Source organism: Virgibacillus oceani, assembly GCF_014638995.1.
Classification (GTDB): domain Bacteria; phylum Bacillota; class Bacilli; order Bacillales; family Amphibacillaceae; genus Virgibacillus_E; species Virgibacillus_E oceani.
The window spans coordinates 121,320-133,007 of record NZ_BMFR01000010.1; the positions used below are offsets into that span (position 1 = coordinate 121,320).

The 11,688-nt window shown below is 39.5% G+C and carries 15 protein-coding genes and 1 pseudogene; 15 read left to right on the forward strand and 1 reads right to left on the reverse strand.

Features of this window, described 5'->3' with window-relative positions; translation table 11 throughout:
* Positions 1 to 155 precede the first annotated feature (155 nt).
* The 5 genes from IEV74_RS12855 to map all read left to right on the forward strand — a co-directional run bounded on the left by IEV74_RS12855 (position 156) and on the right by map (position 4,965).
* Positions 156 to 1,166 (forward strand): AraC family transcriptional regulator, encoded by a 1,011-nt coding sequence (locus IEV74_RS12855; protein ID WP_188455764.1) that lies wholly within the window; start codon positions 156 to 158, stop codon positions 1,164 to 1,166.
* A 36-nt stretch (positions 1,167 to 1,202) separates the two neighbouring features.
* Positions 1,203 to 1,997 (forward strand): SDR family NAD(P)-dependent oxidoreductase, encoded by a 795-nt coding sequence (locus IEV74_RS12860; protein WP_188455765.1) that lies wholly within the window; start codon positions 1,203 to 1,205, stop codon positions 1,995 to 1,997.
* 356 nt (positions 1,998 to 2,353) lie between these two features.
* The gene (locus IEV74_RS12865) at positions 2,354 to 2,899 is read left to right on the forward strand and encodes a TetR/AcrR family transcriptional regulator (RefSeq protein WP_188455766.1); all 546 of its coding nucleotides are present in this window, start codon (positions 2,354 to 2,356) and stop codon (positions 2,897 to 2,899) included.
* A 1-nt stretch (position 2,900) separates the two neighbouring features.
* Positions 2,901 to 4,040 (forward strand): MFS transporter, encoded by a 1,140-nt coding sequence (locus IEV74_RS12870; protein ID WP_188455767.1) that lies wholly within the window; start codon positions 2,901 to 2,903, stop codon positions 4,038 to 4,040.
* A gap of 184 nt (positions 4,041 to 4,224) precedes the next feature.
* Positions 4,225 to 4,965 carry a type I methionyl aminopeptidase gene (gene map / locus IEV74_RS12875; protein WP_188455768.1) on the forward strand — a complete coding sequence of 247 codons (741 nt, stop codon included), beginning with the start codon at positions 4,225 to 4,227 and terminating at the stop codon, positions 4,963 to 4,965.
* 220 nt (positions 4,966 to 5,185) lie between these two features.
* On the opposite strand, the gene IEV74_RS12880 is transcribed toward map, so the two are convergent.
* Positions 5,186 to 6,163 carry a bile acid:sodium symporter family protein gene (locus IEV74_RS12880; RefSeq protein ID WP_188455769.1) on the reverse strand — a complete coding sequence of 326 codons (978 nt, stop codon included), beginning with the start codon at positions 6,161 to 6,163 and terminating at the stop codon, positions 5,186 to 5,188.
* A gap of 466 nt (positions 6,164 to 6,629) precedes the next feature.
* Here IEV74_RS12880 and IEV74_RS12885 point away from each other — a divergent pair, with 466 nt between their 5' ends.
* The 10 genes and pseudogenes from IEV74_RS12885 to IEV74_RS12930 all read left to right on the forward strand — a co-directional run.
* Positions 6,630 to 7,082 carry an SRPBCC domain-containing protein gene (locus tag IEV74_RS12885; RefSeq protein ID WP_188455770.1) on the forward strand — a complete coding sequence of 151 codons (453 nt, stop codon included), beginning with the start codon at positions 6,630 to 6,632 and terminating at the stop codon, positions 7,080 to 7,082.
* Positions 7,063 to 7,410 (forward strand): ArsR/SmtB family transcription factor, encoded by a 348-nt coding sequence (locus tag IEV74_RS12890; protein ID WP_188455771.1) that lies wholly within the window; start codon positions 7,063 to 7,065, stop codon positions 7,408 to 7,410. Before IEV74_RS12885 ends, IEV74_RS12890 begins: the two co-directional genes overlap by 20 nt.
* A 91-nt stretch (positions 7,411 to 7,501) precedes the next feature.
* Positions 7,502 to 7,963, forward strand: a complete 462-nt coding sequence (locus IEV74_RS12895; RefSeq protein WP_188455772.1) for an SRPBCC family protein — start codon at positions 7,502 to 7,504, stop codon at positions 7,961 to 7,963.
* A gap of 65 nt (positions 7,964 to 8,028) precedes the next feature.
* Entirely contained in the window at positions 8,029 to 8,511 is a 483-nt protein-coding gene (locus tag IEV74_RS12900; protein WP_229683175.1) for an SRPBCC family protein, read from the forward strand.
* A gap of 163 nt (positions 8,512 to 8,674) precedes the next feature.
* Positions 8,675 to 9,007 (forward strand): SRPBCC family protein, encoded by a 333-nt coding sequence (locus tag IEV74_RS12905; protein WP_188455773.1) that lies wholly within the window; start codon positions 8,675 to 8,677, stop codon positions 9,005 to 9,007.
* 95 nt (positions 9,008 to 9,102) lie between these two features.
* Entirely contained in the window at positions 9,103 to 9,459 is a 357-nt protein-coding gene (locus IEV74_RS12910) for a DUF2200 domain-containing protein (protein WP_188455774.1), read from the forward strand.
* Between the two features lie 262 nt (positions 9,460 to 9,721).
* Positions 9,722 to 10,267 (forward strand): TetR/AcrR family transcriptional regulator, encoded by a 546-nt coding sequence (locus tag IEV74_RS12915; protein WP_188455775.1) that lies wholly within the window; start codon positions 9,722 to 9,724, stop codon positions 10,265 to 10,267.
* A gap of 86 nt (positions 10,268 to 10,353) precedes the next feature.
* A complete protein-coding gene (locus IEV74_RS12920) occupies positions 10,354 to 10,662 on the forward strand; it encodes a transporter suffix domain-containing protein (RefSeq protein ID WP_188455776.1) in 309 nt (102 codons plus the stop codon).
* Positions 10,663 to 10,954: 292 nt separating this feature from the next.
* Positions 10,955 to 11,305, forward strand: coding sequence for a VOC family protein (locus tag IEV74_RS12925; protein ID WP_188455777.1), 351 nt, complete (start codon positions 10,955 to 10,957; stop codon positions 11,303 to 11,305).
* Between the two features lie 93 nt (positions 11,306 to 11,398).
* Positions 11,399 to 11,623, forward strand: a pseudogene (locus IEV74_RS12930) (GNAT family N-acetyltransferase); the annotation flags it as partial.
* Positions 11,624 to 11,688 lie beyond the last annotated feature (65 nt).

Below are 11,688 nucleotides of genomic sequence, written 5' to 3' on the forward strand. Positions count from 1 at the left end.
CTTAAGAAAAAGGGTTTGACGTAAAATGTTAGTCAAGTGTCGTCTTTTGCTAGTTACAATGGAATGTTAGATTGATATTATTATAACTGTCCTGCTAACAAGGCAGAATCAATGAAAATTTGTGAAATATAGGTAGCTAAGGGAGGGGGCTGTACATGACATCTAATACTCGCATTAAATTTCCAGCGGGATTTTGGACAGGTTTACATCAATTAGGGATTGCCCCGGATAAAGTAGTTCGAAAAGCGGGTCTTCCACTAACTATTGTTAATGAACCAGTTGTCACTTCCTCCCAATATTTCTCTATTTGGCAGGCTTATTCTGATATCATAGGTGATACTGCCAGAGGAATCATCAAGTTAGCGACCAGTTTCGAAACAGTTCATTATCCACCAACTGTTCTAGCAGCCTACCATGCACGTGACTACCGTGATTCATTAACACGCATGGCCCGGTATAAACGGCTGTGCCCTCCTGAAAGTTTATCTGTTACAGAGGAGGGCGATGATTGTACTGTCGAACTAAAATGGTTGTCCAAAGAGCAACATGGTCCGGCACTGCTAATTGGTATTACGCTTGCATTTCTTTTGGAGTTAGGACGCCGGGGGACTGGGCAACTTTTTACTGCGAGGTCCGTTGAATTTTCGCATTTTATGGGCGACGTTCAGTCACTTGAGGCTTACTTTGGGTGCCCCGTCCGAATCGGAAATCGTAACAAATTGACGCTCCACAGAAATGACCTTGACCGCCCATTTGTCTCGTATAACGCAGAATTGCTTGAGATTCTGACACCCGCATTAAATCAATCATTAAATGCGAGTCAACGTATCAGCCCAATTACTGGGATGGTCAAGTGGATTATGAAACGTAACCTTGCAGGAGGGTGTTCTGACATACAGACTGTTGCAAGTGAATTGGGGATGAGTAAACGTACCTTGCAGCGCCGCCTTCAAGATGAGGGAATAAGGTTTAATCATCTGTTGACACAAGTCCGAAAACAGCAGGCACGAGAGTACTTAGCAGATCCCTCGCTCGATATCGGCGAAGTGGCATTCCTAGTTGGATATGAGGACCAGAACTCGTTCTATCGTGCCTTTCGACTTTGGGAGGGTATTACTCCTTCAAATTGGCGTGCGAAACATTTAGGTGCAAATTTGACAAACTGACCTTGTTATTAACTACATGAAAAGGAGTAATGTATGATGGATATGGGATTAACCAACAAAACTGCTTTAGTTACAGGTTCAACGAAAGGTATAGGGAAGGCAATTGCTTTTGAACTTGCCAAAGAAGGTGTTAATGTCCTTATTAACGGAAGAAACTATGAAGAGGTAGATCAAATTGTAAATGAAATTAAATCACACTTTCCGACCACTTCTCCCCTAAATGCAACAGCTGACATTGTGGATATTGACCAACGAGAAGCATTATTTGAGAAATATCCCAATGTTGATATTTTAGTTAACAATATGGGTATTTATGAAATGATGGAATATAAAGATGTTGACGATGAAGTTTGGGAAAAGTATTTCCGTACAAACGTTCTTGCTGCAAATGGATTATCTAAATTTTATTTATCCAAAATGCTGAACAATGATTTTGGCAGGATTATATTTATCGCGAGTGAAGAAGCGGTTATGCCTTCAGGACAAATGCCACAGTATTGTATGACTAAATCAATGTTATTATCATTGTCAAAAAGCCTATCTAAATTAACAACTGGAAAAGAAGTCACAGTTAATACAATCATGCCAGGACCAACACTTTCTGAAAATGTGCACCAAATAATTGATGGTATGTACACGAATAAGGATATGACTTTTTCAGAGAAAGAGAAGGAATTTATGGCCGCAAACCTGCCTCAATCTGAGATACAGAGGTTTATTAGACCTGCTGAAATTGGAAGGCTAACCACGTTTGTCTGCAGTCCTTTTGCATCCGCATTTAAAGGGTCTCCACTCCGGATGGATGGCGGGCTGGTACCAACTATTTTTTGAAATCGTTGAATTAAAAGAGCACGGATCCTGCTATAAACGGGCGCGATTCCCTAAATAAGGAATGGCGCCAGTAAAATGAGAATCCGAGACGCTGTCCAAAGTGATATTTCCTAATTTATATAGAACCAGCCAAGCGCATTTTGGCATACGAACGGATGAAAGATGACTGTATCACAACTTGATTGCCCAAGGATAATCGTTTTTATCCTAATTTTAATAACTCCTCATGGATGAAATTTTTATCCCCTTAGCCTTATTAATAAACAATTTCAAACGTAACGGTGGATTTTTAAGTAAGTGATATGATACCTTTAAGTAGAAAGAACGTTCTATCTATTATTTAAAGGAGGATCCATATGTCTATCCGTCCAAAAGAGGAACAGATTCTTAAAACCGCTGAACAGTTATTTGTAGATGGCGGTTTTCATGCTACGGGAATCAACAGGGTTATAAAAGAATCTGGTGTGGCCACCATGACGTTATACCGGTATTTCCCATCAAAAAATGATTTGGTTGTTGGTGTATTAAAGTATCGGGAGGAAAAGTATTTCAATTGCCTGAGACTTCCGGAAAAGAAAACTGTTCAATCGGTTGTAGATGCTCATTGTCAATGGATTGCGGAACAGAATGCTAAAGGATGTTTATTTTTCCGGGCGCTTGAGGAGTACGCTGAAATTGAAAAAAAGGTCGCACAATTTGTAAAAGATCATAAAAAAAAGGTGCTAGACTATATCGAATCTACAGCACAGGAAGAGGGTCTATACAAGCAGCATTCTATCGCAACCAAAATCGCGCTTGTACTGGAAGGGGCGACTGCGATGGCTGAGGCATTTACCCCAGATGAAATTATTCTCCATACAAAAGAATTGAGCAGCCTTATTTTAAACGATGTGGGGGATTAATGTGAACAGGATTGTACTGCCAGGTCTAGCGATGATTGCAGTAACATACGGATTAGCGAGATTCGGCTATGGATTAATGTTACCTGAGATTTCATCAACACTGGATATGAGTCCTACAATCTCTGGGGTTATTGGATCCAGTTCATATTTTGCCTACTGTCTTGCCATTACCCTTGCAACACTTTCCATTCCTAAGTTGGGACCACGTCCATCAATTATGGCGGCAGGAATTTCTGCTTTTGCAGGTATGCTTTTAATGGCGACTTCCACAAATGATATCATGCTTGCTGCAGGTGTCCTTGTTGCAGGTGCAAGTACAGGGTTTGGATCTCCTGCATACGGTGAAGTTGTAACAAAAACAATCCAAAAACCATTGCAGGACAAAGCAAATACTTGGATCAATGCGGGAACGGGATTTGGGGTATTGATTTCAGGGCCGATCATGTTATTTCTTTCGGGAGATTGGCGATTGGTGTACATCTTATTTACCTTTATAGCTTTAGCAGTTTTGATCTGGAATTTCATAAACATTCCTAGAATTCAAAGGCAAGAGGGCTTCAAACAAAACACATTTGATATTAAAAAAACGGATATGAAAAGGTCCATTTTCCTTGTCATTGCTTCACTGGTAATGGGAGTAGCTACAGCTATTTATTGGACTTTTTCCAAGGATTATATAACGAATGAAGGGAACTTCTCCCAATTAACAACTTCGATTTTCTGGATCATGATTGGTGTATCAGGAATCGCTGGAGGTGTTGCAGGAAATTTAATTGAGAAGCTAGGGATTGTTAAGGCGTATAGACTTACCATTATGATAGCCTTTCTATCCATTGTCATCCTTCCAATTTTCAATTCGCAAATCGTATTGATTTATTTATCAGCATTATTCTTTGGGAGTTCATATGTTTTTTTTACAGGGGTTTTACTTGTGTGGGGAGTTAAGCTATATCCCAGACGATCATCACTAGGAATTGGTTTGCCGTTTTTAACTCTTGCTCTCGGTCAAATTATTGGATCAGCAATAGCAGGGGTGCTAATCCAATCGATCGATTACAAAATGGCCTTTATTGTGTTCGGCTTTATTGGTTTATCGGCTGTTTTTATTAAACCCTTAAAATCGAGGGTCAACAGTCGGTGAAGGAAGCACGGAAGCACGGGGACGGTTCTTTTGATTTTTTGCTGGAACTGTACTTCAACCCCCACCTCTCTGACTAGCCGGATATTCCGTTAATGGACCATTTTGTAGAAGAAAAAGTCTTTTTGTTTGTGATAGAATCTAAATGGAGCGATAATCAAAAATGCTTTAAAGGTGAGGATATACGATGATTGCAAAGACTGAAGAAGATTTTAATGGATTAAAAGAAATTGGTAGAATTTGTGGAGCGATTCGAGATGAATTAGTCCGTCGTTCCCAACCTGGAATTACTACAAAGGAACTTGATGAAATTGCGGGAGATATGTTTGAAAAAGCAGGAGCCCAATCTGCACCAAAAGGGGTATATGATTTTCCTGGATATACGTGTATTAGTATAAATGAGGAAGTAGCACACGGGATTCCGGGAGAACGGAGCCTTCAAGAAGGGGATCTTGTAAATATTGATGTTTCAGGTTCTAAAAACGGATATTTTGCAGATACTGGAATTTCCTTTGTTGTTGGGGATGGAGAGATAATTTTGCAGAAAATATGTGACGCTGCTAAAGAGGCATTTGACGCTGGACTTAAGAAGGCAAAACCAGGTTCGAAAAAAAGCGCTCTTGGCAAAGCTGTACACAATGTGGCGAAACAGCATGGCTTAACTGTCATAAAAAATCTTACTGGACACGGTGTTGGGCGCACGATTCATGAAGCACCAGATCATATTTTCAATTACTACTCGCGCTGGGATGACGAAATTTTAAAAGATGGTATAGTAATTGCATTTGAGCCTTTTATCTCTACAATTGAAGAGGAAGTCTTCCAGTCTGATGACGGATGGACCTTCCTAACCGATGAAGGCTATGTGGCTCAATATGAACATACGATTATTCTTACAAACGAAGGACCGATCATAACTACATTGTGATGCATGGGGAAGCATGGGGACGGTTCTTTTGATTTGTGATGCACGGGGACGGTTCCTTTGATTTATTTCGGACCGTCCCCGTGTTTCATCATGACATTTAGGTATGAACTATTGTACTGAAGGTTGCAGGACTTAATCAAGCCGATCTGTGAATCAAAAATAACTTCAAGGACCCGTCCAAAAAGTGATTATTAATCTCTTAGGACGGGTCCTCGCTCCGTTATGGAGACGTATCGGCATATGCTTCAGACTGTTCCTCGTCAGTAACTTTGTTAACTGGATGCTGTGACCAGAATGAGGCAACAATCGGTCCGGAAATATTATGCCAGACAGAAAAGATGGCACTTGGCAAGGCGGCCAATGGACTAAAGTAAGTGGTTGCCAGTGAGGCGCCAAGTCCGGAATTTTGCATGCCGACTTCGATGGAAATGGCACGTCTTTGTGTTTCGTCTAGTCTAAGTACCAATGCGGTCAGGTAACCGAGAATTAAACCAAATACATTATGAAGTACGACAGCAAGCATTACCAGCATCCCTGTCGTTGCAATTTTTGATTGATTCAACCCAACAACAGCAGTAACAATGGCAATTATAGCGACAACCGAAACGAGCGGTAATGCCTTTGTACTTTTTTCAATGACACGTGGAAAAAAGAAATTTGCGATTATGCCTAGTCCAATTGGCACAATGATAATTTTTACAATGGAAAGGAACATAGATACTGGCTCAACCGGCAGCCATTGTCCCGCCAAAACGAGCAAAAGCGTTGGTGTTAAAATTGGTGCCAATATGGTGGAAACCGATGTCATCGCAACCGATAATGGTAAATCTCCTTTTGATAAATAGACCATCACGTTGGAGGCGGTTCCCCCAGGACAGGATCCGACAAGTACTAAACCAGCCGCAAGTTCAGGTGGAAGGTTTAGTAATTTTGCAATACAGAATGCCACCAACGGCATAATAACGAACTGGGCAATCACACCGATAATGACTGGAACCGGTTTACGAAAAACAATTTTAAAATCGGATAATTTCAAAGTAAGCCCCATACCAAACATAATCACACCTAAAAGAGGGGTGATATACGGACCAATCCACGTAAATGTTCCCGGTGAGAAAAAGGCGACAACAGATGCGAGAATGACCCAAACTGCAAAATACCTGTTGGCATAATTACCAACTAACTCCAATGTCTTCATGTGTATTCCCTCCATTTTTTCTTTGTTTAAAATTGTCTGTAATTATAACATAAATTAGAAAAAAGTCTCTATTTAAATATCTTGTTAAAAGTAGAGAACGTAAACCCTGGTGAAAAATTGACCCAAGCAGTACAAACAAATTACGTACTAGGATGATGAAAGAATGGATAGAGATTTAAATTTCGTGGTTCGGAAAAAGAATAGATTATATATGAGAAATTATCTGTTGTTATTTGGAGAAAGACTTTGGTGAATGAGTAATGAATCCATTTTCAAGCGGGTATTCCTCAAATGCCATTAATAAAAAGATCTATGTAAAGCAATATAGCGAGCATAATCTGTGCTGAATTTTCTAATGTATTTCGACTTTATAGCTTCACCTGGATTTAGTGCAACTTATAGGTTGCGCATAGAAACGAGATGTGCTACTCTAAGGTTGCACATGTTAAGGTAAGGAGGATAAGAAATGACTAATGATCGTATTGAACGAGAAATCTATATTAACGCATCTGTTAATACGGTATGGGAGCTGATAAGCCAGCCGGCATGGTGGGTGGGCGATGCTCCGGGGCCGGACAAGGTACATGTTGATGGATCACGTGTGGTGGCAGATACAAAATACGGCAAATTCCCGGTATTAACCGAAAAAGCGGATCCACCGAATTACCTTGCCTGTCGATGGGCAAGTTCATTCCCCGGCGAAGAGCCAATAGAAGGTAACTCTACACTTGTTGAGTTTATGCTGAAAGAAAAGGACGGGGGCACTTGGCTTATTGTAGTTGAAAGTGGATTTTCCAGCCTCACTGTGTCTGATGAAGAGAAAGGTAAATACTTTAAAGAGAACGTCCAAGGATGGAAATATCAATTGGAAGTACTTCGAAAGCGTGCTGAACCGGAAAATGTTATCGACAGAAAATGAAAACTTCGGAAATGTACTGGTTGCCTTAGCAGATCCAACTCGCCGTCAGCTGCTTGATCACATTGCGTTTATGGGACAGGCCACTGCAACAACATTGGCAACTAAGGTAACTGTATCTCGTCAGGCAGTTGTAAAACATTTAGCAGTTATGGAGGATGCTGAACTAGTTGCCTCCAACCGTATTGGGCGGGAAGTTAGATACAATGTGTGTCCAGATCAGCTAACCTCTACTGCGAAGTGGATGGGAAAAATAGCAGCGGATTGGGATAAGAAATTAGCATGGATTAAACGTATGGCAGAAGCAAACAACCATTCCGATTTGACATAATGCATATCATTTCTGAATACGTAACGACTGAAAAATTATTCAGGAATGGAAAATGGGCAATGTATCTTGTATGTTGAAAGGAGAAATTAAGATGCTAACACTGAAAAATATACCCATTGTTAAATCAGAAATGCTTATTAAGAGCCCCGTTGAAGAAGTATTTGAAGCTTTTATCGATCCCGAGATTACTACAAAATTTTGGTTCACGAAAAGCAGTGGAAAATTAGAAGAAGGAAAGCATATTAGGTGGGAATGGGAGATGTACGGCGTTTCCGATGACCTTTATGTAAAAGAAATCGAGCAAAACAAGCTTATTCGAATTGTATCATCGGACAATACTGAAGCCGAATGGATCTTTACTGCTAGAACAGAAAACGCTACATTTGTTTCCATAACGCAATCAGGGTTTCCAGGCAATGGAGATGATATCGTAAACTATGCCATTGATTCCATGGGAGGTTACACGATGGTGCTCTGCGCGCTAAAGGCACTTCTTGAGCATAACATCACCCTGAACGTTGTAGCCGATAAGGCTCCTGATGAACACGTTTAACGTTTAGAATTGAATTTTTGATCTGTTCATGTTCTAGAACATAAACAGAAAAAGGAGAGTTAAAATTGATTGATAAATCTGTAACGATACTTACAATGAAACGTTATTTTGATGCAAAGGCTGAACGAGTTTTTGAAGCATGGATTAATCCGGAAATAATACGAAAGTGGCTGTTCACTTCAGCAGAAACTAATAAGGTGGTTAAAAATGAGCCATATGTAGGTGGAACATGGGAAATTGTTGATCATCGTGAAGGAACTGATAACCGAGCCATAGGGGAATACATGCAAATAGTTCAACCAAATAAATTAGTTTTCACCTTTAAAATGCCTCAATTCAGTGAGTTAGAGGATAGTATCACGGTAGAATTCGATCAATTTGAAAATGGTTCTGAAATGAAATTTACTCAAAAAATAAACGTACCCCATGAAGAAGATTGGACTGCTGAAGACATTCAAAAAGCAATTGCAGAAGCTAAAGATGAGACTGAACAAGGTTTCTCTCTCATGTTTGATAATCTAAAAGCTATTGTCCAAGGAATCTATTAACAATATTTCAGTATAATGAAGGTATTTGACTTTAAAAGATTTTAAAATATTTCATCAAGGGAGTTGTTTTTTTGACTAACACACAAGCAATTGTTACGTATCAGTTTAATGCAACACCAGATAAAGTTTTTGATGCATGGGTTAATCCAGAAAAAATAAGACAATGGATGTTCCCAAATGGCAATATGGAAAATGTGAAAATAATCCTGAAGTTGGTGGCTATTTTATTTTTGTTGACCACCGTGATGGTGAGGATATTCAGCATATCGGGCACTACTTGGAATTGGAGCACCCTAATCGGATTAAATTTACATGGGCAACAGTGGACGACCTGCCAGATGCAGATGATGTAACAGTTGAGATTCCCCCTTTAGAAAATGGTTCCGAGGTAACTTTAACACATGAGGTAGATCCTAGATGGGCAGAGTATATACCTCAAACAAGGAACGCATGGATCGCAATGCTTGAAGCAATGCATAAAGTTTTGCACAATTAGTTTGGTAAATTATTTAACTGGTTGAAATAAGCCGTCAATTGAAAATCCCAGCTATCATATGTGATAAACTTAAGAAAATAAGGAAGGATGCGATTATGACAAAACATAAGATTTATACAATGAGTTTCTCAAGTGTCTACCCCCATTATGTTGCGAAAGCGGAGAAAAAAGGACGTACAAAAACAGAAGTCGATGAAATTATCAGTTGGTTGACAGGATACAGCCAGGAAGAGCTGGAAGCGCAGCTGGAAAAACAGACGGATTTTGAGACCTTCTTCGCGAGTGCTCCCGAACTGAACCCATCGCGGGCTTTGATCAAAGGTGTGATCTGCGGAGTACGGGTGGAGGATATCGAGGAACCAACTATGCAGGAAATTCGCTATATGGATAAATTGATCGATGAGTTAGCAAAGGGAAAAGCAATGGAAAAGATCCTGCGGAAAAATAATTAAAAACGTAAAAACACTGCTTTCATCTATTTACAAATGAAAGCAGTGTTTTTTTATTTGTTTCGATTTTAAAACCTAAAAGAGTTTGATCGTCGGGGCCAATTGAACTAATTTTTGTATTCTGACGAGATTCTTTAATGTGCAGCCCCAGCCCGCATATAAGGGACCATTTGTGATGTAAAATAAGCTAAGAGAAAACACCTTGACAAAAAACCGTCTAGACGGTACAGTAAATATATAAGGTGAATTTGAAGGAGATACAACTATGTCTAAAAATGATACAAGATATAAAATACTCATTGCCGCAGCAGACATCGTTCAAACAGATGGAATATTGGATTTAACATTGGAAGCCGCTGCTGAGAAAGCTGGTGTAAGTAAGGGAGGGCTTCTTTACCATTTTCCTTCCAAGGATGCATTAATCGAGGGAATGGTTGAATTCCTGATGAAAAATTACGCTGAGTCAATTAAAATGGGAGCGGAACAGGATCTCTCACAAACAGGGAAATGGACTCGGGCCTTCATCAAAGAAACGTTTCTGCAGAGTACATCCAATAGAAGTATGGATGCCGGCTTAATGGCTGCAGCTGCAATAAATCCTAATCTATTAAAGCCGGTGCAAGATGCTTATGAGGAGTGGCAAAACCACATCGAACATGACGGTCTAGACCCCATTCTCGCGACGGTTTTGAGATTGGCTGTAGATGGTCTTTGGTTTTCCGAGATTTTCGGTTTGGCTCCTTTAGAAGACAATCGCCGCAAACTTGTTCTGGAGAGACTTATTCAGTTAACACAAGATAACGAAGAATAACGAATCCTTTGCCATCTTTCATTAGATGGCGTTTTTTACTGAAACATGGTGTTGGATTTAACAATTTATGGGATGGGGGTATCCATATGAATAACTATCTGAATAGGGAACCATTTGATAAAAATCAACGGACAAAAAATACATTGAAAAGGGTTGGTATTTTCCTTTTCATACTTTCATGGATTTTGTATGGCATCGCTTTTGTTGTTCCCTTTACGCCTCTTGCCACAAACACAAAGGTCATCATGGGCACGTTATTCATTGTGCTAGGGGAGGCAGCTTTTTGGATTAGTTGTATTATTGTTGGTAAGGAATTGATGAAACGTTATAGAAAACACTTGAATCCTGTGAATTGGTTCAAAAAGTCAAGGGATCAAAGGCGAAATGTTGAATGATCTTGTCGTCTTTAATGGATTAAGGAAAATTAACAAGTTCCTTTATGGAATATAATCGAATCATAGGGGAATAGCCCTCTTTTTTTTATGCCTAATTGCTGGAGTTAATAGGTTGCTAAAATAGTCCTTATGAAAAAACTTTGTGATAATTGAATTGCTTATTCGTTTACGGGCGCCTATCTAGAGGCGTCCTTTTGTTTGTATGCACTACTCAGCTTTTTAAAGAAAAGAGATATCAACAGGGATTATAAGCAACAATGTAGAATTTAATAACCAGTGGAGGTGGTTAGGAATGAAGGTTAAACGAATTATTGCCAATATCGAGACGCAGGATATGTCTAAAGCTAAGTACTTTTACGGGGAAGTGCTTGGACTTGATCAATTAATGAATATGGAGTTTATTGCAACTTATGGATCGCACGAGAAAATGGAAACACAAATTAGCTTCCTTTCAGAAGGCGGATCCGGGACACCGGTACCCGATTTATCCATTGAGGTTGATGATCTTGATGATGCTTTGGCTCGCATACAGGAGGCTGGTTTCCCGGTTGAATATGGACCAGTTATGGAACCGTGGGGTGTACGCCGTTTTTTCGTTAGAGATCCATTTGGGAAACTTGTCAATATTTTAATCCATTTATAAATAAATGCGTGGGATTTAAGCAAACACGTATTATTTCGTTATTTGGAACATTAACCTTATTAACAAACGCCCCGATTTAAGGAGAGATTAAATATGGAGATTAGAAGGTATAATGCAGAGGATGAATTGGGATGGGTTCGCTGCAGAATTCTTTCATTTTTGGATACAGCATATTATGATAACGTTTTTAAGGAAAAGGAAAAATATGAAAACTCTTCAATTGAATTGGTGGCTGTGATTGATCATCAAATTGTTGGTTTGCTAGATATTGAATACGAGACAAATGAAGGAACAGTCTGTTCAAGGGGAGAGGGCTTAGTGTAAATCAGCACATTATCCCAGACATCAAATATCAAATTAATCCAGCTTAAAATCCGAGATAA